Raw genomic sequence first — 24934 nt, 5'->3', positions numbered from 1 at the left:
ACCATGTAATGACAAAAAAACTTTTTAAAAGGAGATTTTATTTTTTATGAAAAAAACAATTTTATTAATTCATACTGGCGGCACAATCTCCATGGCGATGAGTGCTGAAGGAGCAGTTATGCCCAATAAAGAAAATCCACTCATGAAAGAGAGCAATAAACTTAATTCATTAGCGACCATTATTGAAATAGAAGCTTTTAACCTACCTTCTCCACATATCACGCCAAAAGAGATGCTTCAATTACGCAACTTGATTATGGAACAAACTACAGCAAAGCAAATCGATGGCGTTGTCATTACACATGGTACAGATACATTAGAAGAAACTGCCTATTTCTTAGAACTGACTACAAATTTAGCCATCCCTATTGTATTGACAGGGGCCATGCGCTCATCCAATGAGCTTGGAGCAGATGGTATTTATAATTTAATGGAGGCAATCCGGGTAGCAGTCGATGATGAAGCTCGCGACAAAGGCGTTCTCGTTGTGATGAACGATGAGGTACATCTTGCCGTCAATACAACGAAAACGAGCACAAGTTCAGTAAATACCTTCCAATCTCCACAATATGGACCAATTGGGCTGATTACAAAATCACGTATTTTGTTTCATCATGCACCAATTCGTCGTCAATACGTAGAAATTAATAATTTATCTAAACGCGTAGCCATGCTAAAAGTTTATGCTGGTATGGAAGAAGATTTACTAGATGTCGTGCTCGCATGTAAATATGAGGGTGTTGTGCTTGAAGGGTTAGGTCAAGGAAATGTCCCTCCTTCTGTTGTTAAAGGCATTGAAAGTCTGATCCAACGAAATATTCCTGTAGTCCTCGTTTCCCGCTGCTTTAATGGAATTGCAGAAGGTGTATATGGATATATTGGTGGCGGTAAAATGCTGGAAGACTTAGGTGCGATATTTGCCACGGGTATAAATGGACAAAAGGCACGATTAAAATTATTAATTGGACTTAACACAACTGGAGAGCCTTTAAATTTAAAGGATTTTTTCCTGTAAAGCCAATGTATTCATATTGAGCACTTGCTTATGCCTCGATTATTTGTTCATAGTAGTGGAGCATTTCATTAAGACGTACAAAAGCATCTTCGAAATCTGGCTGAATGACAGCAAACTGAAGAAATCCTCTTTGACGTAAATATAGGCTATCACCATGAACCAATAGTCCATTTAAGGCTAAATCGGTGTGTAGGTTTGAAAGTGTCCTTGGCAGTTGAATGGTTATAAGCATTGGGTACTGAGTTGTTGGTAATTGAAAGTGCATATAGGGCAGCTGCAGTAGTGCCTCAAAACGTTGCTGTAGCTGCTCATAGCGGACTGGATAGGCTTGTAAAGACTCATCTAAATTACCAAGCAATACGGCTGGAAGCGTAAAAGGTATGGCACCTTGCTGGTAATTGGCTAAGTCCAAGTATGCAGGCAGTGTAGTGGCGGATTGCGCTAAGTATTGTGAAAATACAAATGCGAGCCCACTTACTGCCCCAATTGCTTTCCCACTCACTGCAGTAGCCAAATAACAGTCCTGTAACGAAAATGGCATAGCACCGAACGTACTGATGCTATCTACACATAGCTTCACATTATAACACTTTGCCAATTGACTAAGACCATCTAAATCATTACAAGTCCCCGTCGAGGTTTCCCCATGCACGACCAACATCCACTCATATGCTCCAGTTCCTAATAATAACGCTATTTTCTCACAATCAAATAGTGCTCCCCATTCTTGTTCAACGACATCAAAATCTAATGACCAACGGACTGCTTGTTTTCTCAACCGCTCACCAAATTCCCCATTTGTTAGAATCAGACCTTTCCCCAATTGCTGGGCCTGTAATTGAGCAAGCATCACCTCATTGGCCAATGTTCCAGTTCCAACGATTATTCCAACATGCTTGGTATTCGCTAAATGTAGTAACTTTTGCTGTACTCGTTCATAGATTGCCTTAAAACTTAGCGTACGATGCGATAAATTGGTATATCCAATAGACTCTAATTGCTTAACTGGTCCAGGATAAAAAGTATAGTTATCTTTTGCAAGCCTACGTTGTAGGTCATGTTCAAATACATCCCTAGTAAGCACCATAGGTAAGAACTGGGCATCCGTTGCTCCAACAGCAGGAGCAAATTGTTGAAAACCCATTTGCTTATAAAGCTTTTCTTCACGCGTTGTTCCTGAAATGACGGCTGCCGTATAGCCCTTTTCATAGGCAAATGTGTTTAAAGCTTGTGTGAGCTTTAATAGGACTCGCCCAGTTCGATAATTTTTTTTCACAGCAAGTAAGCGTATTTCACAAATCTTGTCACAAACCGCTTGCGGTAAAAATTGCTCTACCTTCCCAATTTTTTCATCAATTGAAAAGGGTCTTTGATCTCTAAATGCTACCATTCCTATTAATTCTGTTTTTTTATACACCACTATATATGTATTTTGCTCATGGAATCGGTCAACTTTTAGTCTTTGCATATTGGGCTCATGCTGTGGTATTTCCTCCACAAATGTCTCATAATTCAATCGCGCAATCGCCTCATATTCTTCATTTGTTTGAGCTATTTTACACCAATACATCTCTTTACTTCCCTCTTTTCCATGACTCCTTAATATTAGACATATGTCTTATGAGCATACACACGATTGCAATCATCAAAAGTGCGTAGGGCTTTAATTGTCCCGCCTGTATGATCGCGCCAACATAAAAGATAAAACCTCCAACCATGCCTAATGTTAAGCTCCTTGTCAACATCAGTACGGCAGCAGTACCTGCAATCATCCATAAAAACAAGCCTGGTGATAGTGCGAGACCAACTCCAATAAAAGTTGCGACTCCCTTTCCTCCCTTACATTTTAGCCAGAAAGGATATAAATGACCTGCAATCACACAGGCTGCACCACTAACAATGACCCATTCTTCTAAATACCATAAACGACCTATGCCTACCACGAGCACACCCTTCAAGGCATCGCCTAGAAAAGTCAGAAGAAAGGCCCTTTTGCCAAGGACGCTTCCCGCATTGCGCGCACCTAAATTTTTACTGCGTTCTTCCTGCAAATTGACACCATATATCTTTCCAACGAAAAATGCTGTCATGAAGTTTCCTATTAAATAACTGAAGAGCCAGTACAAACCAATCAATCATATTCCTCCTTGCTAAAAAGGCTGTATAAGCTACACGCCTATACAGCCTCACCATTATCCTTTTCTTTGAGCAATAGTTTGAGCGATACAATCTCCATGGAAACGCCCGTTTTCAATAAAAATTTCGTTAGCATTATTCCCCGCAGCAATTACGCCTGCGATAAACAAGCCTTCCACATTTGTTTCCATCGTTTCCGGTGTAAAATAAGGGCGGCCCGTTTCTTCGTCAATATCGACACCCATGGCTTTAATAAAGGAATGATCAGGGTGATAGCCAGTCATAGCAAAGACAAAATCATTGTGCAACACCTTTTCTTGGCCATCTATTTCTAAAACCACTTCATGCTCACGAATCTCTAACACATTCGTATTAAAATGCATGTCAACTTCTCCCGTTTTGACTACCCCTTCAAATTCAGGTAATACCCATGGCTTAATACTTGGAGAGTATTCACTTCCTCGATAGGCAACCGTTACGCGAGCACCTGCTTTATTTAATTCCAACGCTGCATCTACAGCTGAATTTTTGCCTCCTATAACAAGAACATCCGTATCAAAAAATTCATGTCCCTCTTTAAAGTAATGGAAAACTTTAGGTAATTGTTCACCAGTGATATTTAAAAAATTAGGATGATCATAATAGCCTGTCGCAATAATGACATGAGGTGTTTCATATTTATCCTTGTCTGAAGTAACAGTAAACATACCATTATTTTTCACGACACTTTGCACTTTTTCAAAGCGGTTAACTTGAATGTTTTTTAATCGAACAACTTCTCGATAATAGACAAGCGCTTGATTCCGCTTGGGCTTACGTCCTTCAATAATAAATGGCACATCACCAATTCCTAATCGTTCACTTGTACTAAAAAAAGTTTGATGTGTAGGATAATGATAAATCGCATTGACGATATTACCCTTTTCAATGACAATGGGGTTTAATCCAATATTTTGCAAAGCTATTGCTGCTGCTAAACCACATGGGCCTCCTCCAACAATAATGGCATCTGCTTGCTGCATTTCTTGACACTCCAATCGAATTTGGACAGCTTTAGTTGCTGTTCCTTGCTTACATCCATTATGAAAATAGACGATTCCTTTATATTATACGCCTTCTAGCAAGTTTTGTTTGTTTATTTACTTGAAATATCGATGTCGATTATATGACATTGTGGTTTGGCACCAAGTCTCATTGGCAATAATGTAGTACCATAACCATTGCTTACTAAAGTCATGACACCATCTCGCTCTCGATATGAACCATTAGGATGGACACCATATGGACCAAATCGGATTTGCCCTCCATGTAAATGTCCACCCATCATTAAATCAGCACGGTACTTAGCGCGGACTTTTGCAAAAACCTCTGGATTATGCGCTATAAAAACCACTAGATCACGCTCTCCAACTTTTTCAAAGGCTTTTTCAAAGCTATATTCTTTTACCGTCGTATCCTCAATTGCACTAAGCCAGAAGCGATTTTTCGTAGGTAACAGCACCGCATCATTGACAATAATTTGAATATGATATTTCTGCAAAATACTCTTCAGCCGATCTTCTCCCACTTCTCTATCATTATTTCCCCATACAAAATAAGTAGGTCCAATGGAAGTTAGTAATTGTAAATTATCATGAATACGTGAAATAGGTGTGCGATTATCTGCTAAATCTCCACCAATAATGACCGCATCAAAATGTTCTGTTAGCTGTGCAATCATTCTTTTATTAATTTTTCGCAAATGAACATCTGAAATAAAAAATAAACGTACCTTCTCCGGCTCTCCCTTTAATAGTAGCTGGTGATGTAAAACATTGTTCTCATGAGCCATCTTCCACATATAAAGCAAAAAGATGACCACTATGATAAGCAATAGCCCTATATAAAGCATTCTCTCACTTCTCCTTACGACAGCAAAAAGACGATTCGTTTCTTATGAAGAATCGTCTTTTTGCTAAATCAGACGTACGTTTTGGTGTGAACGTTTGTCCTTTATTTTATACTCGCTAAACTATATGACCATTATATGGCTTTTATTTAAGGAAGTTTAATTACTTGCCCAACCATAACGGTATTTGAAGACATACCATTAGCAGCACGAATTTTAGCTAAAGTCGCCTCACTACCATCACCATAATGATTTAATGCAATACGGAATAAGTTCTCATTTGCTTTGACAGTGTGTGTACTTGCTTTAGCATTTTGTTTCGCTTCTTCTGCTTTTTTAGCCTCTTCAGCCTTTTTCGCTGCCTCTGCCTGTTGCTGAGCTATTCTTGCTTCCTCAGCTTTACGTGCTTCTTCCGCTTTTTTTGCTTCTTCAGCCTTTTTTGCCTCTTGTGCTTTTTTCGCTGCCTCAGCTTCTTTTTGATCTGCAGTTACTTTATCAGCATCTTCTTTAGATGGCTCGTTTGATTTTTGATCAGCTTGATCGCCTTTGTCTTTATTTTTGTCTTTGTCAGATGCGGAAGCCTCTGAAGAATCCATTTCGACGACCTGTTCAGCTGAGTCCTTCTCAGCTTGCTCTATTGATTTCCCTGGTTCGTAAAACTTCCAAAAATAAACAAGAATAGTTAATGGGATAAGGATAAATATCACAAAAAGTATAGTCATTAACGGTGTTCTTCGTTTCGGATTTTTTGGCTTTTTGTTTTTATCTCCATTTTTATTCATTCTGGAAACTCTCGACAATGTTTGCTGTTCGTTTTGCTCATCTTCAAATGATTGTCGATGTTCTTCTATTTTATCGCGATAATCTTCTTTACTCATTCGTCTTTCCCCCAAACCTTACTACGCTTTCTGTCATTCTATTATGACGAATTTTACGAAAAAAGTAAATGACCGTCAGATTTAGTCTAATTACCCAGCAAAAGTTGCTGCAATCGACGTTCCCACGAAATCATTTCTATTTTTTTCTCGGCTGTTAAGCGTTCTTTCTTGATTTCATCATAATGGATTCCACAGTTTTCACAACAGTTTTCCGGTTTTTTTTGCAATTTTTGCCCGAAATACCCGACAAGATGTTCACGAATACAGTCTTTTGTCTGTATAATCTTCAACATTTCATCGACTGCATGGTATTTTTCTAGGGCTAAATGATTTAGTCGAGCCTTCACTTGCTCCTTCGTTTCTTGTTGCATCCAATAGTCTAACACACGAAATGCCGTCTCACCTAGTTCCCCATTTTTTAACATCTGTGCTGGCAGTACCTGCTGGGAAATGAGTTCCTCATAGCGATCAACATGCTGTGGACTCGGAAGATCACCCGTAACAACGAACTTCGCTAGCTCTTCATCACCATCACTATAGAGTAAAATGGCAAGCGCAGACTCACCATCTCGACCTGCTCGACCAATTTCCTGCATATAATTTGCAATATTAGCAGGCATTGATTCATGAATGACCTGACGAATATCTTGTTTATTAATCCCCATACCAAAAGCATTTGTTGCCACTATCCAGTCCAATTCGCCATCAATAAACTGCTGCTGAATAAATTGGCGATCCTCAGCCCCATAGCCTGCATGATAGGCTGCAGTACGAATACCCGCTTGTAAAAATGCGTCACTATATTGTTGCGCTCGTTTGCGTGAGGAAACATACAGTATTCCTGGGCCAGCAGTTTCTTTGACATGTCGCATAAGCCAGCTCGCTTTATCTGCCTTATCCTCTAGAACAATGCGTCCTAAATGAATATTTGGCCGATCCACATTATACATAAATTCAAATGGTTCCTTTAACGATAATGTTTCCCGAATATCTTGCATGACCTTGCTTGTTGCAGTCGCTGATAGTGCTAGCAGTGGAGGTCGATTGTGCCTTGATAGCCACTCACCTATCCGTAAATAATCTGGTCGAAAATCATACCCCCATTGCGATATACAATGAGCCTCGTCCACTACGATTAAACCTAATTTCACTTGCGCTAATTTGTCTTGCATCTGCTGTTGAAGTAGCATCTCTGGTGAGGTAAAAATAAAACGATATTGTTCTAAATAATGTAATACATACCGTTTTTCAGTGAGAGATAAAAAGGAATTTAAGGCGACAACCCTCTTTTCTCCAAAACGTTTCAATTCCTCTACCTGATCTTGCATTAAAGAAAGCAACGGAGAAACGATTAGCACAGGTTTATCTAAAATATAGGCCGGGAGCTGATAGCACAATGATTTTCCCATTCCTGTGGGCAATAATGCCATTACATCTTTCTCTTGAAGTATTGCTTCAATGACTTCCCTTTGTCCTGGTCGAAATGATGAGTAACCAAAATGTTTATGCAATAGTTCTTCCAGTTCCATTTATACTTCTCCCTTCGCAAGGACAAGCCTTAATTGAAAATAACTCAATTCCTTTAAAGCATCATGTAAGATTTTCAATTTTTTCGTTTGAAAATGCTTCGATGCCTGCCAAACTTTTTCAGCTTCCTTATATGAGACGAATGGACCAATAGAAAAGTTCGGTTCATACATCGCTAATTCCACAAAATGGTCCTCAATAGTACTTTGCTTCAGCTTTCTTAATTTCACTATTTGTTCAATTGAATATCCTTGTTCATATAATTGTGCTGTTTGCTGTGCAGAATCGGTTAGCAATATTTTCACTCTTAGTCCTTGTGCCACTTGTTTAAGCAATGGGTAATCATTGCTTTGTTGCACTTCATTTAACCATATATGTAGTGTTTCAATAAAAGCTAATTGACTATCAAGCACAGTTTCCTGTCGTTTATCGGCAAGCTGTTGCCATGTCCATCCAGGTAAGCGATATCCACTTAAACGGTAAAGGACAAGCTGTTTGCTACTATCTGAAACTGGAAGATTCTTTAGTACACTGGTACATTCGTCTAATAATTGTTGTTGTAATTGACCTTGTAGGTAATGATGATCCTGCAAAAAGGATCGAGCCCAAGTTTGAATCGCAGGATCTCTACTGATGGGCGAAAAAGAACGAATAACTGCAGTTTGATGTGACAAACTTTGCACAATTAATGAAAGACGTGCAAAAAACACATGCTCATTCCCCCGATAATGCCATCCATCAAAGAAAAATGTTGGCGTTTGTTGTGCTCGCTGTAAACCCAGCTTTTCCATGTAAAAATGACCAGAATCCTGCACTTTTAACCAACTATATTGCATAAATAACGTTACTGCCTCATCAAAGGTAGTCCGTGGTAGCTTAGGTAATAAGCCAAAATATTGATGCAATTGAAAAAGGCCAATGTCTTGAATGGTCTGACCTGAACGCTTTCCTCTCAGGACATGATAGGCAGCCGAAATCGTTCGTTCCGTATTGAGTTTTTGAAAGATTTGCAATAGTATTTGATGAAACATTGACGCAAATTCCTCCAATTTAATAGTATTTAAGTTGAAATGTAAGATAAACATCTTTAAAATGAGTATGAAGCTTTGTAGGAACATCGTTAAAGGAGAGAAAAAAATGGCTAAATACACAATAGTTGATAAAGATACATGCATCGCTTGTGGCGCATGTGGAGCCGCAGCGCCAGACATTTATGATTATGATGATGAAGGTATTGCCTTCGTTATTTTAGATGATAACATGGGAACTGCTGAAGTGCCAGAAGATCTATTAGAGGATATGCAAGACGCATTTGAAGGGTGTCCAACTGATTCTATCAAAGTAGCAGATGAAACTTTTGATGGTGACTCATTAAAATTCGAATAGTCTTTAATTTGTCTGTATACCCAAAAGGCATCCTTCAATGGGTGCCTTTTCTTTTGGATGAAATATTTTGCTAACTTTTGCAACATGATAATCCATCATATAGCTCTTTTCTATACGGACCAATCTATTGGAGGAATGATGATGATGTTTGAGCAGTTACAAGTAGAGCATAGTTTATTTCATATCGATCAAGACCATATTGATCAATTTAAAAATCTTGCGGCAAAATGGCAAATGATTTTTCCACAGGTGTATGCTAAATGTTTAAATACACTCGATTCCTGGGCCATAGTTTTAAATAATTGGGTATTTTTAAAATCTCAGCATACTGATGAACTGATACTCAATCCCTCTAAGGCCATCTACTACTCTATCAATACATTTTTGCTGGAAGAGCTCAAAAAAATTCAAATAATTCAAAAAATAAACGAGTGTAATAATGATGATTTACAATATTTTGCTGCATTCCAATTAGGAAATGCCATTGATTTATGGGTTTATAAGACCGTTGGGAAAAGTACTGAGGCAGATTTATTATATTCGCAGGAAGATAAACCTTATTTTCTCGCATATTTAGATGATGGGTTTCAAACGGACAACACTCCTTTCCATAGAGACCAAACAAGAGCCATCAAAATTCTTGCTCAAACCATTCGTAGCCAAAATTGCTTTAGAATCACTATTAATAGTGCTGTTTATCAAGCAGTAGATATGTATGAAGATTATATAGCTTTTTAGGTTGCTTTTTAATTCGTCTCTCACTTAGAAGAGATGAATTTTTTTTGCCCGATAATCGGCTACTCTATTGCAACAGTTTTTTATGTATGATAAGATTTTAGTAGTTGGTACTAATAACAGATATTATCTCACAAAGGAGTTCTTCATAATGATGGATAATTTATTACAATTAAAAGATAAAAATATTGTTGTCATGGGTGTAGCGAATGATCGTAGTATCGCATGGGGCATTGCAAAACGTTTATTTGATGTAGGTGCAAACGTTATTTTCACATATCGTCAAGAACGCTCATTGAAAAAATTACAAAAGCAATTAGATAATATTGGTCAAACTGATTCCCTTGTTGTTCAATGTGACGTTAATAGTGATGAAAGTACAAAAGCAGCGTTTGATGAAATTGGCTCAAAGGTTGGCGTTATTCACGGTATTGTCCACTCCGTAGCATTTGCTCATGCTGAAGATTTACACAACCGCTTCTTAGAAACAACACGTGAAGGCTATGCATTTGCACAAGATACAAGTGCCTACTCTCTAATTTCAACAGCCAAAGCAGCTCATCCGTATATGACAGAAGGTGGCTCTATCGTTACAATGAGTTACTTAGGGGCGGAACGAGTGCTTGATGGCTATAATGTGATGGGTGTAGCAAAGGCTGCATTAGAAGCTTCTATGCGCTATCTTGCTGCTGATATTGGTCAAGACAATATTCGCGTAAATGCTATTTCAGCTGGTGCTATTCGTACGCTTGCTGCAAAAGGTGTCCCTTCCTTTAATACAATTTTACACAAAATCGAGGAAACAGCTCCTTTAAAACGGAATGTTCAACAAGATGAAGTAGCCGATATGACAATTGTTATGCTCTCTCACCTATCACGTGGTGTCACTGGAGAAACTATTTACATCGACGCTGGCTACAATATTATGGGTTAATAAAAAAGGATGGAAGACTATGTCTCTTCCATCCTTTTGTCATTATTGGAACGAAGGGCGGCGACTCCTGCGGGAAAAGTGGGAAGCAGCTCAACTCCGCCCGTAGTGGATATCAACGACTTTACTTCGTTTCATGGCAAAAGAAAAAAGACTGTAGGCAATCTCAAAATTCAGTGAGAGTTTGTCTACAGTGTGAAAGGATGGAACACTAAGCCTCTTCGATCCTTTTTATCGTTTATAGCATCGCCCAAATGGTTTGTATAAATAGCATAATACCAGAGGCGACTAATAGTACATAAATAAATATTAAAAATAGCTTCTGATTGAGCTTACGAAATAATAGTTGTCCTACTATCAGGCCAATCAAAACAAACGGCAAGGCATATAAACTATAGAGCCAAACGGTTTTACTTGTACCTTCGATTGTTAATTGTGATAGTAAGCTAATCAAATAAATAAAAATATAATAAGCTAGTGACGTTGCCCTAATCGTTTCTTTCTTTTTATGTGTGCTTGCAAAATAGAGGAGCAGTGGCGGTCCAGCCATCCCAATACTTGTTGTAAACATCCCTGATATAAAGCCAACACCATAATCTCTTCCATTTGTTTGTTGAATGGAAAGGTTCTTTATAAGCATAATTGTTAACCCAATTAAAAGAATTGCTATGAGCAGCTTAAATGTAGTGACATCCACGATGGCAAATAAAAGACTACCAACAGGTGCGCCTACAATACTCCCAATCATAATTTTTATTAGCAACGCGAACTCAATATCTTTTTTAACCTTCCATAGCAACGAAAATGAAATAACAAGGGATAAAATAATATTTAATTGCATCGCCTGTGGTGGTGAGAAAAGCAACAGTAAAAATGGTGTAGCCATAATAGAGAAGCCGAATCCCGTGCTTGTCTGTAAAATGGCTGCGGTTAAAATAATAAAAAAATAAAACGTTAATTCCAGCAAAACAACACCTCACATCATTTAAGTGGTTGTAATTCTTTGTCTAGTAATAATAGTTTTTAATAAAAATGATAGGCCACAAGCAATCATTAAAAATACCGCAATCATTGCTATGACACCTACCCAACCGTTTTTCATCCAAAATAGCCCACCTACAGTTCCTCCAACACTAGAGCCAAAGTAATAAAAAAATAAATAGAGGGAGGAGGCTTGTGCTTTATCATGAGATGCCCGTTTACTTACCCAGCCACTCGCAATGGAATGAGCTGCAAAAAAGCCAAAGGTAAAAACGGTGATCCCGATTATTTTTAAAGATAGAAAACTATGAAGCGTCATGATGGCACCTGCTAACATGATGGCAATCGCTAGTAATAGCATGCGTTGTCGCCCATAACGGTCAGCTAAACCGCCAAACCACGCTGAGCTGAATGTGCCAACTAAGTATATAACAAATATCCAGCCAACAATTGTGGCGCTTAGATTATAGGGGGGTGCCATTAATTTAAAGCCTATATAGTTATAAAGAGTGACAAAGCTCCCCATTAAAACAAAGCTAATTCCATATAGACAAAGCATCGAAGGGTCCTTCAAATGCTGAAAAAGAGTCTTTGATAATGCCCTTATTTGTAAGGGACGGGGGCTGAAGTGTTTGGAGCCTGGTAATATCCAGACGAACAACACACTCACAAGTAAACTAATACACCCTAGTATAAACATCCCGATATGCCAATTATAGTGGTCCGTTAATGTGCCGATAATTATTCGGCCACTAAGACCGCCTACTGAATTTCCACTAATATATAAGCCCATGGCAACCCCTAAACTTGCTGGCTCCATTTCCTCTCCCAAATAGGCCATAGCGATGGCAGGTAATCCTGCAAAAACAATACCCTGCAATACTCGTAGCACAATTATTGTTTCAAAATTAGGAGAAAATGCTAGCGTAAGTGTAAAGATAGAAGCAGCAAAAATCGAAATGGTCATTAACGATTTCCTTCCCCATGCCTCTGATAATGAACCAACGATGACTAAACTCACCGCTAAAGCAAAGGTCGTTACTGAAAGAGATAAACTAGCAACGGCTGGTGATACTTTAAACACTTCCGCGAAGGTTGGCAATAATGGTTGCGTACTATATAAATTTGCAAACGTAATAAAGCCTGCTAAAAACAAAGCCCAATTAGCTTTATGAAACGACTTCGTCCCCTTTTGTATATATTCCATGAAAATCTCTCCTTCATTACTACACATCTATTAGTCTAATACAATATTCCATAAAAAACACACCCCTTCGTCAAAAAATGGACAAACTCTCCCTACCTTTCGGCACTAAATGACTAATTTTCATTGACAATAAAAAAGAGACATTTTCTAGTTTCACCAAAAATAAAAATAGAATTTGCTATTTTGACTTGGCAAATATTGTGCTACATTAAAAGTAATCATCTAGCACCATTGTCATATTGAAAACAGATGAGCCAACCATTTTTCATTGACTAGACTTGGAGGAAATTTTATGAAAATTATTGAAGCTTTAGCCCTTTCAGCACCTTATATTCATCTAGCATTAAAACAAGAAGCGATTGTTGCTGTCATTGAAAAGGAAAGTGAAACAGTCATCAAATATTTAGCAGGTAAACGTGTGGATTCAGGCTACCAGGATGGACAAAAAGTAAATGCTAATGATCAAAATGTTTACATTGCCTTTACTGGACAAAATGCAGATGTGGTCATTCCTAAGGATGTATACGGCGTAGCCATCAATGCTTTTTCCTTCCCCATTCGTGAAAACGGCCAAGTCGTAGGAGCATTGGCTTTCGGACTACCTATTGATAATGAACTAAAACTCGAAGATTATATGAGTACAATGGACAATATCGTTAATAATCTTCAAGATAAAGTACATACAATCGCTTCCCATTCAGAGGAATTAGCGGCTACTAGTGAGGAAATTAATAAGCAGGCACAACATGCATTAGAGGATTCGGAAAAAACAAATGACGTAACTGATCTAATTAAAAGTATTTCTCGCCAAACCAATTTACTTGGATTAAATGCCTCCATTGAGGCGGCTCGAGCTGGGCAACATGGTGCTGGCTTTAATATCGTGGCACAGGAGGTTCGAAAATTGTCCTTTGAGACGTCTAGCGCAACCGAAAATATCGAAGCTTCCTTACGAAATATTAATAGAAATCTTGAGAATTTAAAACAAAATATGGGTCAAATCAATGATGCAACGAATGAGCAAGCACAGCTCGTACAAGATTTTAGCGAAATTATCGAAGAGCTGACAGTGCTAAGCCGAGAGATGAAAGGCTTCATGCACGATGCCCTAAAATAATAATGAGGTGATGAGTTGGATATTTACATTAACGATGATTTATCTTTACGTACAATTACCCTAGAGGATGCCGAGGCAGTTTTTGCATGTACCGATGCTTCAAGAAAGCATTTAAAGGAATGGCTACCATGGTTGGATTATACAAAGGAAGTAGCAGATACAATCGCCTATATTGAAGGCTGTATCAAGGGGCATGAAGCTAATAATAGCCTTTCTCTTGTCATTCTCTTTAAAAATGAAATTGTCGGCATCGCTGGCTTTAATACTATTCATCCTACTAATAAAATCGGTACCATTGGCTACTGGCTTAGTGAAGGTGCACAGGGGCATGGCATTATGACCAAAACTGTAAAAGCTCTATTACAATATGCCTTTGAAACATTACACCTTCACAAAGTAGAAATTCGAGTGGCTGTTGGCAATGAAAAAAGCAGCGCTATTCCAGAACGCCTCGGCTTCATAAAAGAGGGCACCCTGCGAGCAGCAGAATGGCTGTATGATCATTATGTAGATCATGTTGTATATGGCATGCTTCTAACTGAGTGGCAGCAACAAAAATAACAAAGCGACCTGATGCATGAATCATCAGGTCGCTTTTACTTATGGTTGTTCTACTGTTTCTTTCGTTTCTTCAGCTTCAACTGTTGTTTGTTTTTTTTCAAGCCCTAGAGCAATTTGCTCTAATTCTGGACGCAATGTATGCTTACCAGCATAGCTTTCAATCAGTTCCTTCACATCAATACCAGAGGTTTCTTTTAACGTTTCTTGTAGCGTAGACATTAAATTAGTGGCATAAGACGTTACTTTATTCGCGCCACTACCTTCTCCACCACCAGTATCAACGACTGTAATCTTATCGATATTACCAAGTGGGCTCGCTAGCTCTTTTGCATATTCTGGCATCATGCGCACAACCATATCCAGTACAGCTGCTTGACCATAATACTCAAAGGCTTCCGCAATTTTACGTTTAGCTTCAGCTTCCGCAAGACCACGAAGGCGAATAATATCTGCCTCTGTCTCCCCTTGTGCTCGTTCTGCATCCGCTTTAGCAAGACCATCTAATCTGATTTTTTCCGCTTCTGCTTTAGCTAAAGATTCAATACGGTATTTTTCTGCATCTGCTTGAGCAAGCTCTCGCATTTTTTCGGCAGCGGCATTTTGTTCCACCGCATAACGATCAGCGTCAGCCTTTTTCTTCACCTCAGAATCATATTGCTTCTCACGACGTAAAATCTCTTTTTCTTCTAATTCAATTTGCTTTTGACGCTCAATAATGCGAATTTGCATTTCTTGCTCCGTCACTTCCTGTTTAGCTCGAGCTGTTTCGAGCTCATAGGCTTGGTCAGCACGTGCTTTGGCAATATCTTGCTCACGGCGGAATTCAGCAACCTTTAATTGATTTTCTTTTTCCGCTTCCGCAATTTCTGTCGCACGCTCTAGCTCTGCCTTTTGCGCTTCCTTAGATGCTTCTGCACGTTTAATACGTGTTTCTTTTTCCGCATCCGCTGTCGCAATATCAGCATCTCGTTTTACCTGTGCAATTCTCGGTTTACCGAGTGAATCTAAATAGCCATTTTTATCACGTACATCCTTGATCGTAAAGGAAACAATGATAAGACCCATTTTAGCTAAATCCTGTGAAGCTACACGTTGAACCTCCTGTGAGAATTTATCACGGTTTTTATAAATTTCCTCAACCGTCATGGAGCCTAAAATTGAACGTAAATGACCTTCCAACACTTCACGTGCTTCCCCTTCACGCTCTGCCTTTTGCTTTCCTAAAAACTGCTCTGCTGCAGTCGCAACTTCTGAAATAGAACCACCAATTTTAATAATGGCTGTACCATCAGCCATAACAGGAACACCTTGCTCCGTATACACTTCAGGCGTTGTTACTTCTAGTTTGCTAGATAGTAAACTTAATGGCTTTGCTTGCTGGAAAATAGGGAATACGAATGTACCGCCACCGCGAATAATTTTTATGCGATTGCCCGACTCATCTTTATGTACATTTTTAGAGCCGAGATAGCTACCCGTCACAATCAGTGCTTCATCCGGACCTGCTGTTTTATATTTTGTTACATATAAACCTACTAGTGCAATTAATACAAATGCTACAATTCCTAAAACAATTAGAATATCGATTGACATAGACATATCTCCCCTTTAGACAAATTTTTTCTCATATGCTCTAACAAAAAGTGTACCTTCCTTCACGTCCACGATAAGGACAGTTTCATCATAGTCAATGGCTTCATTATCGTAACCTGTTGCTCGTTTCGAAATCATACCACTTGTTGTTTCGATAACAACTTCTCCAAACCCATCTACAGGAATTGGTACAATGACTTTGCCTAATTGCCCACCTAGTGATTCTTCCGTATACGCTAATGAAACATCCGCTGACCGTAGTGGAACGAGAATAAATAAATAAAATAAAGTACTTAAAATAGCGCCGATGATACATGCAGCAATAATGTTCCAAACGCTAGAGAACCAGGCTAGTTTTTCTAAAATAAATCCTGCTGCAGACATCAACGTAATGAAAGAAAGAATGACACTCGGATTAAAAATGGGCAGTCCTTCCCCAATACCTTCGACTGCATCACCAAAAAACATAACTAGTATCGTGGCAAGACCAGCAAAAATCAAAACCACCAAAAAGATTTGCTCGAGTGAATAGCCAAATAGCGTCAAGTTGCTCACCCCTTTTCATCATATTACCTACTATACGGATGTCACTCAGGAAAAGTTTCAAAAATTTTCTTAATTTTTCAATTAAAAAAGGAGCATACATGGACTATGCTCCAACACATTATGTAAAAATCAAGTTGTATTGTATGTTAAGTAACGATTGGTTTTTCAGAGTTATTGAAAACACCAATTCTATTCCTCTAAGTTTCCTATATGTATTCATTTACCCTTTTTAATAACCCTTCTATAATTATATGCGCCTCCCATTCTAAATGATCCATCTCTGTTGAAATAAGTAGATTTAGTTCGCCCATTTCTTGATAACCTAATGCCATTGCATAGCTATCAATCTTTAAAGCAATTGTTCTATCATTTTTTACTATGTTCATTTAACTCATTCCCTTCATTAAATGAATACAATTCCCTAGTTGTAACAGCAATTAAGTGTTGGACTCTGCATTTAATGCTAAATGAGTAAGCTCATTTTTATTATGTATTTCAAAATATGTCCGTTCAACAAGATTAATAGAATTTAATAAATCTACTTGAAGCTTTATACATTTATTCATACATTCCCTAAAATTTTGTTCACCTTCAATCCCCCTACCTTGATTAAGCATATACAGAACTTCTATAAAATTAGTATCTAGTGTACCTTCTGTTTCATCTTTATTAATTGCATTCATATGTAGGCCTCCTTTTATGAGATATAAATATGTACTAAAGGTGGTGTACCCCTTTTTGAAGGATTTTTCTTAAGCTATAGGGTGGATGGATAGATTTCATTTTTGCTATATAAACAATCGCCAATGCTTCTGCATCTATCGTACTTATTCTACCTTTCGATTGTTCAACTATTTCGGATGCGAACTCTTTAACTAAATACTTCTCCATTAAAACACCTCATTTTTTACATTAATTAATCTATTTATGAATAACTAACAATGACCCAACTTAATTCATTCTTTCTAAAATTTTATGTTTCGGATAGTTAGTATTTAAATATTCTTTAAGACTATTTAGACATGTAATATTGTTATCGATAATGGATTTTCTTTGGTACCCATTATATAAATAAACAATATTTTGGAACTCAACAACAGAAAAAATATTATCTTTATGATCATCCAACTGAACTAAACTATCATAATGGATATCTATAGCCTGAGATTTTTTATAAATAAATTTAGTATCACCCATTGCCTTAATAAGCTCTTCCTCATCATCATTCCATTTATCCATTAGAATTAAACTAGAAAGCGAGCTATCCATACATTCACAACTCAATGCATTTCCACCTTCGTCGTTTAAAATTACATTGGAAATACTGCCATAGAAATTATTCATTAACTCTAAAGAAATATCACTATCTTTATAAATAACAAGCTCCAATACTGCTGTTGTCTCCTTATCATTCATGTAAATCGCTCCTTATAGATTAAACCAATTATATTGTCTTTATATTAACACGAACAGACGTTCGTTTTCAAGCAATTTACTAGAGAATATTTACAAATTTATATCTATTAGTATTTTTCGCCAAATAAAAAAACTGGTATACACCAGTTCTATAATCCTATATTGATCAAACCATAGTTAGTTTTAATAAAATCAAAATCCAGTTTATGCTGTAGGATAGAATAACTAACATAGTTACTATCTTTATTTACATATCCAGTATCATATTTACTTGCAACTTTCTCTAAAATTTCTTTATTTAGTATCTTCTCTTCTTGATTCTTAAGTAATTCCCATATATACCACATCATCCCTGATACTTGAATGGTACTAGCGATTAAATTGCTATTGTCAAAGATTGATTTTGCTAAATCTAATGCTCTATTTCCAAAGGATGCCCTAAGCTGAATATCTTCTCCTTTTGCATTCGCCTTTTTAAAAATATAAGTACTATCTGAAAAATACTTTTGGCCTTGCTTTGGCTGTAAACTTGTTGAAGATATTTTATCTAACCTGTCTAGCCGCCAATATAATTCCTCGGATATTTCAATAATTCGATTATATCCCTTGCTATTCGTCAATTTAGCCAGAAAGACACCGTTGTCATCTTTTAAATCTTCCATCTTTAAATTCAAGATCTCGCTATAGCCTTCACCTTTTATTCCTTCAAATAAACATAGTAAAAATACTGCATGTCTTTGATCTTCAAATAACTGCATATATGTTAATAATTGTTCTCTTGTATAACGGACAATAGATGCTTTATAAACAAACCTACTACAGTACTCCATATCAATAATACCTGGTAGTCTCTGCGATCGGTTATTTGTATAGCCGTTCATGATCGCCCAATCTATATATCTTCCAAGAAAACCGATAGATGCACTAATAGACTGCGGGCTAGGCGACTTCAAACTATAAAACAGCTCTTCCAACTCTACTTTATTCATATCAAAGATATCTTTATTTTTTTGATTTTCAAGTATTGTTGCCTTATTAAATAGTGATAAATAAGTTGTAAGACTGTTATCTTGTATATCTAACGACTTTAGATACCATTCCTTAATATCTTTATTTAATACGTTTTCTTTAAGCACCTTTTACACCTCATTCTAAAATTAATTGTTGAAATATTTTTTGGATTTTCATTCTATTACGAGAGCTGATATTACCATATTTAAGAATTCCAACTTCTTCCCACAAAGTATTAGTAATGGAGAAATCTATTTTGGCTAAGTTCTTTTTTAAATTTTCGAATGGAATACTATACTCATACATTTTAGCAGCCAATTCAATGTGTCCTATAAACATTCTACTTTTAAACATTAATGAATGTTTATCCATTAAGTTTGCCTTATGGTGCGCAAAGAGGTACATCATATATTCATTAATAATTTTGGCTATATTAATAACTTCTAAGCGATTTTCTATCGAAAAACTATTATCGATCGCATTTGATAATTCAGAAAAAGTGACTACTTCACCATATGAATATTTTACGTTGGAGTTCGATGTAATTCTCCCCTTTAACTCTCCCTCAGCTTTTAATTCAATGACTACTTCATCGGATAATTTATCTTTAGCTAATTCTTGTAGACGTGGTTTTGGTATAGGATTTGCTTTTGCCATATCTACCTGAACTCGTTTACATTGAGCTTCCGTCATATTTGAAAAAATAACAATCATAGCACCTTCTAAATTGACTTTCTTCATATAAGCATTATAAATAGAAAATGTTCGATGTGCTCCATCTAAAACATCTAATGACGATCCCTCCAATAAGGTAAGGGATTTCTCACGATCGTCATAAATAAATTCAATTCCATTTTCACCAGAGCCAACTTTAGCATTATAGCGCAAAGTAGAGGTTATTAAATCTCCTTCTAATGCTTGTTTTTCAATATCTCGCAAAGACTTTGGATTTAAGTTCATAACCTCTATAATTCCATTTTTTATCTTTTTCTTTTTTGCCTGCCTTTGAATATTAGGATTATACATCGTAATACCACTCATCCAAAGCTTACCAATAATTGCGTTAGGAATTACTGCGACATACTCATTGTGACCGGTTTTAACAGCATTCTCAAAAGTATATGGCAATGTAATTACTTCTTCATATGGTGATTCCTTTATGTACAACCTCAACTCTTTAATCTCTGATGCATTAAGCCATTCCTTTATCCAATCATCATCAGCATCATTAAATTTTATGTGAAGCTGTTCTCCCAGTAATAAAAGTTCTTGCAAATTTGCTTCATATAGCCTACTCTCATCATTAATTAATTCAAGAATATTACCAATACTTATTTGATGTTTATGTAGTTGTGCGGAAATTTCATCTAATTTTAAATTGCTTTGAACCAACAAAGGAATTTTAGTTTTAATCTCATCTATTAATAACTCTTTCGTTTTCCCAACCTTCAATCCTCTTTCCTCCTCTTTTTTCCAATTATATAAATTTACTTTAATAGTAACACATAATAATTTCAATTATAATATTTTTAAATTAATTAATCCAATTATATTATCATTACCAAGAACCTGTTAAACCCCTTTTAATAAATTAATTAATTTAAAATATTGATTTATTTATTAATAAGATTATAATATAAAAGCATAAATATGGAAAAATAAAAGGAGATGGATTTGGCATGGCTTTTCAAACTAGTAAGGATACGAAATATAATCAGTTAGTATTATCTGATATAACAGTTATAAAAGAGTTATTAACTTTTAGAGGATCAATTGATGATACAAGTTTCAATCAAGGTGCTTGTGCAACAAATTCTTTAAAAATGAACACAGATGTTATCAGTCTATTTGCAGATTTGGATGAATTAATTAAAAAATCATTGAACGAAGAACAAATTAAACTACTTTCCTATATTACTAAAGATTATTCCAATTATACTATCGCAAAAATTTTAGGAATTCCTGTCAAAACTATTGGAAGTAGATTTAACACAATCTGTCTAAAAATTAAGCAAGAGAATGATAGACAATGGCGAAAAGTAACTTATATAAATAAATTAAGATTAAAAACAAAAATATGTAGTAAATGTCGTGAGTTTCTTCCTGCTACAGATGAATTTTTTAGTTTGAATAATAGCAGTAAAGATTTATTCCATTCCCAATGTAAAAAATGTAAAAAGTAAAGGCATTAGATGTTTGGGCGAAAAAATTGGATTATTCCCTACACCAGTCACCATAATAAGTAGAAGGAGAATTAATATGAAAATACAATTACCACATACGATAATTGAATTAAATTTTGAGCTTCCGATAAAAGAACGAGTGTTATACATACAATCAATTTTAGAAAATGAGAAAATTATTTATGGTGGTGAAGAAATATCTTTAGAGATCTATTTACATATCACCTCGCAAGCTCACCATACAATCGTTTTATTGGATATGCTTGGGTATTATATGACCAAGGGATATTTTACTAGGGAAGAGCTATTATTAGAAGAAGAAAGCTTAAAGTATATTAAGGAAGCGAAAAGGCGAAATAAAAGGCGGAGAGAATTAGCAAAATTACTTAAAAATCAAAGTACACCACATCAATTACAAGATAATTATGTACTCTCCCACTATAAACAGAAGGAAATAAAAAAAGGCTCTCACAGACATAATACATTTTCAAATACCTCATATTTTGAAGCTCTTGCACTTGGCATTGAGGACTTAGACGAAGAATCTACCCAATGAGTGAATTAATTTAAAATACATATTAAAAATGAAATTTTCTAATAGGTCTGTATGGCTCCCTTTTACAGACCTATCATGAAGGTTTCATCTTCATAATAGTGAAACTTAAATTTTTGAGATGCAGTTTCACTAGATTAGTATGAATCCTTATCATTAAATGAAAGAAGGTGATGCCTATTGGTTGTATAAATGGATCTAACAAATTTTTAATGAAGAAACCTTCAAAATGACACTCTTCTTTAGGAGGCTGAGGATAAAGGAGAATGAAAATTGTAAAAAACATTACTGAATTCTATCACTCATTAATCAATAATGAAAAACTTCTTCGTTTGCTGTACTACATACCTAAAGATCCATCCGATGATCCACTAGACGAATCAAAATTGGATGTCTCTCAATTACCCGAGAAAGAACAAATACTTAATAATTTAATCGTTATTGGTGATAAACCTAGTGATTTATCGCTCGAAACAAACTTTTGCAGAATTTGTTTATATACAGGACCTCGGTTGCCTCAAAAAAATTATCTAAAAAACATCAATCAATTTACGGATAATCCCTACTCAAGCACCCAGCAATATATTTTTGATATTTATACACCTGATTCTGTCAATAATATTGATTTTCGTATTGATTGGCTTGGTGAAGTGCTAAATGAGGTGCTGTTTCAAGAGGATATTGAAGAGTTTGGGGATTTAAGATTCCATAGTGGACTGCCCATCACCAATTTACCAAAAGGTTTTGTTGGTTATCGCTGGAGTTACATTATGCCCTCAGGACAACAACCTACAGGATATAGATCATGAACATCACCACTAAACGGGCTTTTGGGAAACCTCTTAATTATAAAGGTTTAAATGTTTATCCTGTAAAAATGAAGGATGTAGATGAATTTTATGATGCCGTGCAATGTTTACTTTTACCTAAGAATGATTTTCAACAACCAGAAATAATTAGAATGTCCTACTTGCTCTTTTTAATTTCTGTGTCACAAAACGATGGTGGGCATGAAATTATAGAGAAATTAATTTCATTATATCGATTAGTTTTTAATACCAAGGATATTCATATTGCGATGAATGAAAAAGGTATGGTCTTTATGGAAATCGATGGTATTACTCTGTATGAGCGAGATTTCGATAAAATCAAGACCATTATTAGTGAACAAAATCTTATTGACTTAGATGATGATTTTATTGATCCTGGTACAAAAAAAGCCATACAAGAAGCACGTGCATTTATGGCGAAAAGAAAAACAAGACAAGCAGATTTAGAGCAACAAATCATTGCCTACCATTGTAAATCTGGTTTACCCTATCATGAAATTGAACAGTTAACTTTATACCAATTCCATAAAGGATTATCACGCATGGACTATATGGTAAGTAGCGATGCCATTCTTAATGCACGCTACTCTGGGATGATTGAATTTAAAAATGACCAAGATCTCCCCCATTGGTTAGGCTTTATTGAAGAACCGAAGAAAAACGAAGATGTCATTATTACAAAATCGGCATTTGATCAACAAATGAAAAAACTAGGACTTGAACCTAGTTAAATAAAAAATTAAAACTAAAAGGATGGTAATTTATATGTCACAACAAAATCAATTTCTAACTTCAGTAGCAAATGTTCGTTTATTTGATCGTTTAACGGATGAATTAATTTTAAATGGTAAAACATTACTTAACTCATCTATGACTCAAGCTATTCAAACACAGGCAATTCATGCTGGTAAAGGCTCTAAAAAGGTGTACGAACTTAACTATCAGAAAGAATTAACGTTCTCTATTGAAGACGCTGCTTTTGATACTGCCTATATTGCTTTACAAAATGGTACTGAAATCAATCATCGATTAGCTGAATATTATACAGATGAAATTATTTTACTTGATGCTACTGGTAAAGGTACATTAGCTGAAACTCCTCTAGGTAAGGTACATGTGGAGCAGCTAAACGGTACATTCACACAATATACGCCAACTGGTAAGGAAATTAGTGTCCCTGCATTATCTGGAAAAGAAATCCAGGTTATCTACGCTGTTCAGGAAATGATGGATACAATTGAAATTTCAGCTGACTCATTCCCTAAAGCAGTTCGTATGGAATTAAACGTAGATATTCGATCTAATAATGGTAAAACTGGGGAAGTTATTATTGAAGTACCCAACTTCAAACCGAATGGTGCTGTAGAAATTTCAATGACACATGAAGGTGTTGCTTCTTCTTCACTAGCTGGTAGCTCACTTGCCGATAAAAAAGGAAATTATGCTTATATTAAATTGCGTAATTTATCTGAGGATAAAGTACAGTTTACTGCACTTGCTGCCAACCCATCTCATGTAGTTCTAGATTCTACAGTCGCTGGAGACAAACAACTAATTTCAGTGTTAGGTATTCGTGGGGCAGGCTATAGCAATGTATTGCTACAAAACAAAGATTTAACTTGGACATCTAAATCTTCGTCTGTCGCAACTGTAAATGCAGATGGAGTCGTTACTTTAGGATCTTCTTCAAAAGTCAATGATCAAACAATTATTGAAGTAACAGATGGTACTTACAGCGAAAAAATTATTGTAGATATCGTATAAGTGAATTAATTTAAAAAGGGTAGAATTATTCTACCCTTTTCACTTTTTACTCAGTAAAGGAGTGTACTATGACAAAACGTGGGACGAAAATAACATTGACAGATATCCATAGGAATGCGGAAGAATTAAATAAAAAGCAAAAATTTTTCATTGATAAAGATCAAGGAAAATTTATTTATTACTACCCTAAATTTAGTAAGCGTAAAATAACTATTTTAATCAAAGATTTATCCGATACGTTGACCTATGTAGAGCAGCATAAGCTAGATTTTTTCAACAATGATGATGAATTAAATAATTATATTCTTTTTTTAATTATTAAACATTTCACTGACTTACAGACTGAATTAAAAGATAAGTCTGTTGAACTTCATTTTGCTACTATGAATGAACTAGTTGACATCGGCTGGTATGAAATGTTCCTACTGAACATGTTCCCAATGCAAGAAATTTCTAATGTTTTATATGAAATTAAAAAGCGTCTAAATTTAAGTTTTAAATATTTAGCACTAGAAGAAGAGCTCAGTCGAAAAGAACGAACCGTTGATTTCAATTCTTAATGATAAAGATAATTAGAATTTTGAACTACTCCCCTACCTAATTGGGTGGGTATTTGAATATTTTAGAGCAATTATTGTCATCTAAAAAAATATGCAAATTAAAAACAGCTACCATC

The 24934-nt window shown here is 36.0% G+C and carries 29 protein-coding genes; 12 read left to right on the top strand and 17 right to left on the bottom strand.

All coding sequences use genetic code 11. The features are described 5' to 3' along the window. The first annotated feature begins 46 nt into the window (after positions 1–46). Entirely contained in the window at positions 47–1015 is a 969-nt protein-coding gene (locus KVT27_RS04040; protein ID WP_036124554.1) for an asparaginase, read from the top strand. Between the two features lie 28 nt (positions 1016–1043). On the opposite strand, the gene KVT27_RS04035 is transcribed toward KVT27_RS04040, so the two are convergent. The 7 genes from KVT27_RS04035 to KVT27_RS04005 form a co-directional block, all read right to left on the bottom strand. Next, positions 1044–2585: an aminotransferase class V-fold PLP-dependent enzyme gene (locus KVT27_RS04035; RefSeq protein ID WP_036147651.1), complete on the bottom strand. Its 1542-nt coding sequence runs from the start codon at positions 2583–2585 to the stop codon at positions 1044–1046. 4 nt (positions 2586–2589) lie between these two features. Beyond that, positions 2590–3150, bottom strand: coding sequence for a glycerol-3-phosphate acyltransferase (locus KVT27_RS04030; RefSeq protein ID WP_036124552.1), 561 nt, complete (start codon positions 3148–3150; stop codon positions 2590–2592). Positions 3151–3207: 57 nt separating this feature from the next. Beyond that, positions 3208–4173: a YpdA family putative bacillithiol disulfide reductase gene (locus tag KVT27_RS04025; RefSeq protein WP_036124550.1), complete on the bottom strand. Its 966-nt coding sequence runs from the start codon at positions 4171–4173 to the stop codon at positions 3208–3210. 113 nt (positions 4174–4286) lie between these two features. After that, positions 4287–5042 carry a metallophosphoesterase gene (locus tag KVT27_RS04020; RefSeq protein WP_208704496.1) on the bottom strand — a complete coding sequence of 252 codons (756 nt, stop codon included), beginning with the start codon at positions 5040–5042 and terminating at the stop codon, positions 4287–4289. A 146-nt stretch (positions 5043–5188) separates the two neighbouring features. Continuing rightward, complete coding sequence (locus KVT27_RS04015) at positions 5189–5917, bottom strand: LysM peptidoglycan-binding domain-containing protein (RefSeq protein WP_217580782.1); 729 nt, start codon at positions 5915–5917, stop codon at positions 5189–5191. Positions 5918–6003: 86 nt separating this feature from the next. Next, the gene (locus KVT27_RS04010) at positions 6004–7446 is read right to left on the bottom strand and encodes a RecQ family ATP-dependent DNA helicase (RefSeq protein ID WP_217580780.1); all 1443 of its coding nucleotides are present in this window, start codon (positions 7444–7446) and stop codon (positions 6004–6006) included. Continuing rightward, a complete protein-coding gene (locus tag KVT27_RS04005) occupies positions 7447–8475 on the bottom strand; it encodes a YpbB family protein (protein ID WP_150907914.1) in 1029 nt (342 codons plus the stop codon). It lies immediately after the preceding gene. 106 nt (positions 8476–8581) lie between these two features. Between KVT27_RS04005 and KVT27_RS04000 the strand changes: the two genes are divergently transcribed. The 3 genes from KVT27_RS04000 (at position 8582) to KVT27_RS03990 (ending at position 10499) form a co-directional block, all read left to right on the top strand. Then, positions 8582–8830, top strand: a complete 249-nt coding sequence (locus KVT27_RS04000) for a ferredoxin (protein ID WP_004232564.1) — start codon at positions 8582–8584, stop codon at positions 8828–8830. Positions 8831–8971: 141 nt separating this feature from the next. Then, the gene (locus KVT27_RS03995; RefSeq protein WP_254636044.1) at positions 8972–9568 is read left to right on the top strand and encodes a hypothetical protein; all 597 of its coding nucleotides are present in this window, start codon (positions 8972–8974) and stop codon (positions 9566–9568) included. Between the two features lie 148 nt (positions 9569–9716). Further along, on the top strand, positions 9717–10499 hold the full coding sequence (locus tag KVT27_RS03990; protein WP_080709378.1) for an enoyl-ACP reductase FabI: 783 nt from the start codon (positions 9717–9719) through the stop codon (positions 10497–10499). A 235-nt stretch (positions 10500–10734) separates the two neighbouring features. Here KVT27_RS03990 and KVT27_RS03985 read toward each other — a convergent pair whose 3' ends face one another. Together KVT27_RS03985 and KVT27_RS03980 are read right to left on the bottom strand one after the other, a co-directional pair. Further along, positions 10735–11460 (bottom strand): sulfite exporter TauE/SafE family protein, encoded by a 726-nt coding sequence (locus tag KVT27_RS03985; RefSeq protein WP_036127733.1) that lies wholly within the window; start codon positions 11458–11460, stop codon positions 10735–10737. Positions 11461–11481: 21 nt separating this feature from the next. Continuing rightward, complete coding sequence (locus KVT27_RS03980) at positions 11482–12684, bottom strand: MFS transporter (RefSeq protein WP_036147648.1); 1203 nt, start codon at positions 12682–12684, stop codon at positions 11482–11484. 292 nt (positions 12685–12976) lie between these two features. On the opposite strand from KVT27_RS03980, the gene KVT27_RS03975 reads away from it, so the two are divergent. Both KVT27_RS03975 and KVT27_RS03970 read left to right on the top strand, forming a co-directional pair. After that, complete coding sequence (locus tag KVT27_RS03975) at positions 12977–13801, top strand: methyl-accepting chemotaxis protein (protein ID WP_025117432.1); 825 nt, start codon at positions 12977–12979, stop codon at positions 13799–13801. A 15-nt stretch (positions 13802–13816) separates the two neighbouring features. Next, entirely contained in the window at positions 13817–14362 is a 546-nt protein-coding gene (locus KVT27_RS03970; protein ID WP_036124542.1) for a GNAT family N-acetyltransferase, read from the top strand. A gap of 39 nt (positions 14363–14401) precedes the next feature. Here KVT27_RS03970 and KVT27_RS03965 read toward each other — a convergent pair whose 3' ends face one another. The 8 genes from KVT27_RS03965 to KVT27_RS03930 all read right to left on the bottom strand — a co-directional run bounded on the left by KVT27_RS03965 (position 14402) and on the right by KVT27_RS03930 (position 20380). After that, positions 14402–15955 carry a flotillin lipid rafts scaffold protein FloT gene (locus tag KVT27_RS03965; protein ID WP_036124540.1) on the bottom strand — a complete coding sequence of 518 codons (1554 nt, stop codon included), beginning with the start codon at positions 15953–15955 and terminating at the stop codon, positions 14402–14404. A 15-nt stretch (positions 15956–15970) separates the two neighbouring features. Continuing rightward, complete coding sequence (locus KVT27_RS03960; RefSeq protein WP_008174302.1) at positions 15971–16501, bottom strand: NfeD family membrane protein; 531 nt, start codon at positions 16499–16501, stop codon at positions 15971–15973. Between the two features lie 206 nt (positions 16502–16707). Continuing rightward, positions 16708–16887 carry a hypothetical protein gene (locus tag KVT27_RS03955; RefSeq protein ID WP_036226864.1) on the bottom strand — a complete coding sequence of 60 codons (180 nt, stop codon included), beginning with the start codon at positions 16885–16887 and terminating at the stop codon, positions 16708–16710. Between the two features lie 51 nt (positions 16888–16938). After that, positions 16939–17184, bottom strand: a complete 246-nt coding sequence (locus KVT27_RS03950) for a hypothetical protein (protein WP_217580778.1) — start codon at positions 17182–17184, stop codon at positions 16939–16941. A gap of 34 nt (positions 17185–17218) precedes the next feature. Beyond that, the gene (locus tag KVT27_RS03945; RefSeq protein ID WP_155269843.1) at positions 17219–17392 is read right to left on the bottom strand and encodes a hypothetical protein; all 174 of its coding nucleotides are present in this window, start codon (positions 17390–17392) and stop codon (positions 17219–17221) included. A gap of 60 nt (positions 17393–17452) precedes the next feature. Continuing rightward, complete coding sequence (locus KVT27_RS03940; RefSeq protein ID WP_036124535.1) at positions 17453–17917, bottom strand: hypothetical protein; 465 nt, start codon at positions 17915–17917, stop codon at positions 17453–17455. 149 nt (positions 17918–18066) lie between these two features. Then, positions 18067–19053 (bottom strand): phage lytic cycle repressor MrpR family protein, encoded by a 987-nt coding sequence (locus KVT27_RS03935; RefSeq protein ID WP_036147646.1) that lies wholly within the window; start codon positions 19051–19053, stop codon positions 18067–18069. 10 nt (positions 19054–19063) lie between these two features. After that, the gene (locus KVT27_RS03930) at positions 19064–20380 is read right to left on the bottom strand and encodes a ParB N-terminal domain-containing protein (RefSeq protein ID WP_217580776.1); all 1317 of its coding nucleotides are present in this window, start codon (positions 20378–20380) and stop codon (positions 19064–19066) included. Positions 20381–20607: 227 nt separating this feature from the next. Between KVT27_RS03930 and KVT27_RS03925 the strand changes: the two genes are divergently transcribed. The 6 genes from KVT27_RS03925 to KVT27_RS03900 all read left to right on the top strand — a co-directional run bounded on the left by KVT27_RS03925 (position 20608) and on the right by KVT27_RS03900 (position 24818). After that, complete coding sequence (locus KVT27_RS03925) at positions 20608–21111, top strand: sigma-70 RNA polymerase sigma factor region 4 domain-containing protein (protein ID WP_036124529.1); 504 nt, start codon at positions 20608–20610, stop codon at positions 21109–21111. 76 nt (positions 21112–21187) lie between these two features. After that, entirely contained in the window at positions 21188–21667 is a 480-nt protein-coding gene (locus KVT27_RS03920; RefSeq protein ID WP_217580774.1) for a hypothetical protein, read from the top strand. A 263-nt stretch (positions 21668–21930) separates the two neighbouring features. Further along, a complete protein-coding gene (locus KVT27_RS03915) occupies positions 21931–22473 on the top strand; it encodes a hypothetical protein (protein ID WP_036147642.1) in 543 nt (180 codons plus the stop codon). Then, positions 22470–23225 carry a hypothetical protein gene (locus tag KVT27_RS03910; protein ID WP_036147641.1) on the top strand — a complete coding sequence of 252 codons (756 nt, stop codon included), beginning with the start codon at positions 22470–22472 and terminating at the stop codon, positions 23223–23225. Before KVT27_RS03915 ends, KVT27_RS03910 begins: the two co-directional genes overlap by 4 nt. A 34-nt stretch (positions 23226–23259) precedes the next feature. After that, positions 23260–24258 carry an Ig-like domain-containing protein gene (locus tag KVT27_RS03905; RefSeq protein WP_217580772.1) on the top strand — a complete coding sequence of 333 codons (999 nt, stop codon included), beginning with the start codon at positions 23260–23262 and terminating at the stop codon, positions 24256–24258. Positions 24259–24326: 68 nt separating this feature from the next. Continuing rightward, positions 24327–24818 carry a hypothetical protein gene (locus tag KVT27_RS03900; protein WP_217580771.1) on the top strand — a complete coding sequence of 164 codons (492 nt, stop codon included), beginning with the start codon at positions 24327–24329 and terminating at the stop codon, positions 24816–24818. The last annotated feature ends 116 nt before the right edge of the window (positions 24819–24934 follow it).

This window comes from Lysinibacillus sp. GbtcB16 (assembly GCF_019091145.1).
Lineage (GTDB): Bacteria > Bacillota > Bacilli > Bacillales_A > Planococcaceae > Lysinibacillus > Lysinibacillus fusiformis.
Note: the sequence above shows the minus strand (reverse complement) of the source record. Positions and strands in the feature narration are given on the sequence as shown.

Bases quoted from the DNA above. Each gene is read 5' to 3' on its own strand.
- KVT27_RS04040 (WP_036124554.1), top strand. From the start codon at position 47: ATGAAAAAAACAATTTTATTAATTCATACTGGCGGCACAATCTCCATG.
- KVT27_RS04035 (WP_036147651.1), bottom strand. From the start codon at position 2,585: ATGTATTGGTGTAAAATAGCTCAAACAAATGAAGAATATGAGGCGATT.
- KVT27_RS04025 (WP_036124550.1), bottom strand. From the start codon at position 4,173: ATGCAGCAAGCAGATGCCATTATTGTTGGAGGAGGCCCATGTGGTTTA.
- KVT27_RS04020 (WP_208704496.1), bottom strand. From the start codon at position 5,042: ATGCTTTATATAGGGCTATTGCTTATCATAGTGGTCATCTTTTTGCTT.
- KVT27_RS04015 (WP_217580782.1), bottom strand. From the start codon at position 5,917: ATGAGTAAAGAAGATTATCGCGATAAAATAGAAGAACATCGACAATCA.
- KVT27_RS04010 (WP_217580780.1), bottom strand. From the start codon at position 7,446: ATGGAACTGGAAGAACTATTGCATAAACATTTTGGTTACTCATCATTT.
- KVT27_RS04005 (WP_150907914.1), bottom strand. From the start codon at position 8,475: ATGTTTCATCAAATACTATTGCAAATCTTTCAAAAACTCAATACGGAA.
- KVT27_RS04000 (WP_004232564.1), top strand. From the start codon at position 8,582: ATGGCTAAATACACAATAGTTGATAAAGATACATGCATCGCTTGTGGC.
- KVT27_RS03995 (WP_254636044.1), top strand. From the start codon at position 8,972: ATGATGTTTGAGCAGTTACAAGTAGAGCATAGTTTATTTCATATCGAT.
- KVT27_RS03990 (WP_080709378.1), top strand. From the start codon at position 9,717: ATGATGGATAATTTATTACAATTAAAAGATAAAAATATTGTTGTCATG.
- KVT27_RS03980 (WP_036147648.1), bottom strand. From the start codon at position 12,684: ATGGAATATATACAAAAGGGGACGAAGTCGTTTCATAAAGCTAATTGG.
- KVT27_RS03975 (WP_025117432.1), top strand. From the start codon at position 12,977: ATGAAAATTATTGAAGCTTTAGCCCTTTCAGCACCTTATATTCATCTA.
- KVT27_RS03965 (WP_036124540.1), bottom strand. From the start codon at position 15,955: ATGTCAATCGATATTCTAATTGTTTTAGGAATTGTAGCATTTGTATTA.
- KVT27_RS03955 (WP_036226864.1), bottom strand. From the start codon at position 16,887: ATGAACATAGTAAAAAATGATAGAACAATTGCTTTAAAGATTGATAGC.
- KVT27_RS03950 (WP_217580778.1), bottom strand. From the start codon at position 17,184: ATGAATGCAATTAATAAAGATGAAACAGAAGGTACACTAGATACTAAT.
- KVT27_RS03945 (WP_155269843.1), bottom strand. From the start codon at position 17,392: ATGGAGAAGTATTTAGTTAAAGAGTTCGCATCCGAAATAGTTGAACAA.
- KVT27_RS03940 (WP_036124535.1), bottom strand. From the start codon at position 17,917: ATGAATGATAAGGAGACAACAGCAGTATTGGAGCTTGTTATTTATAAA.
- KVT27_RS03925 (WP_036124529.1), top strand. From the start codon at position 20,608: ATGGCTTTTCAAACTAGTAAGGATACGAAATATAATCAGTTAGTATTA.
- KVT27_RS03920 (WP_217580774.1), top strand. From the start codon at position 21,188: ATGAAAATACAATTACCACATACGATAATTGAATTAAATTTTGAGCTT.
- KVT27_RS03915 (WP_036147642.1), top strand. From the start codon at position 21,931: ATGAAAATTGTAAAAAACATTACTGAATTCTATCACTCATTAATCAAT.
- KVT27_RS03910 (WP_036147641.1), top strand. From the start codon at position 22,470: ATGAACATCACCACTAAACGGGCTTTTGGGAAACCTCTTAATTATAAA.
- KVT27_RS03905 (WP_217580772.1), top strand. From the start codon at position 23,260: ATGTCACAACAAAATCAATTTCTAACTTCAGTAGCAAATGTTCGTTTA.
- KVT27_RS03900 (WP_217580771.1), top strand. From the start codon at position 24,327: ATGACAAAACGTGGGACGAAAATAACATTGACAGATATCCATAGGAAT.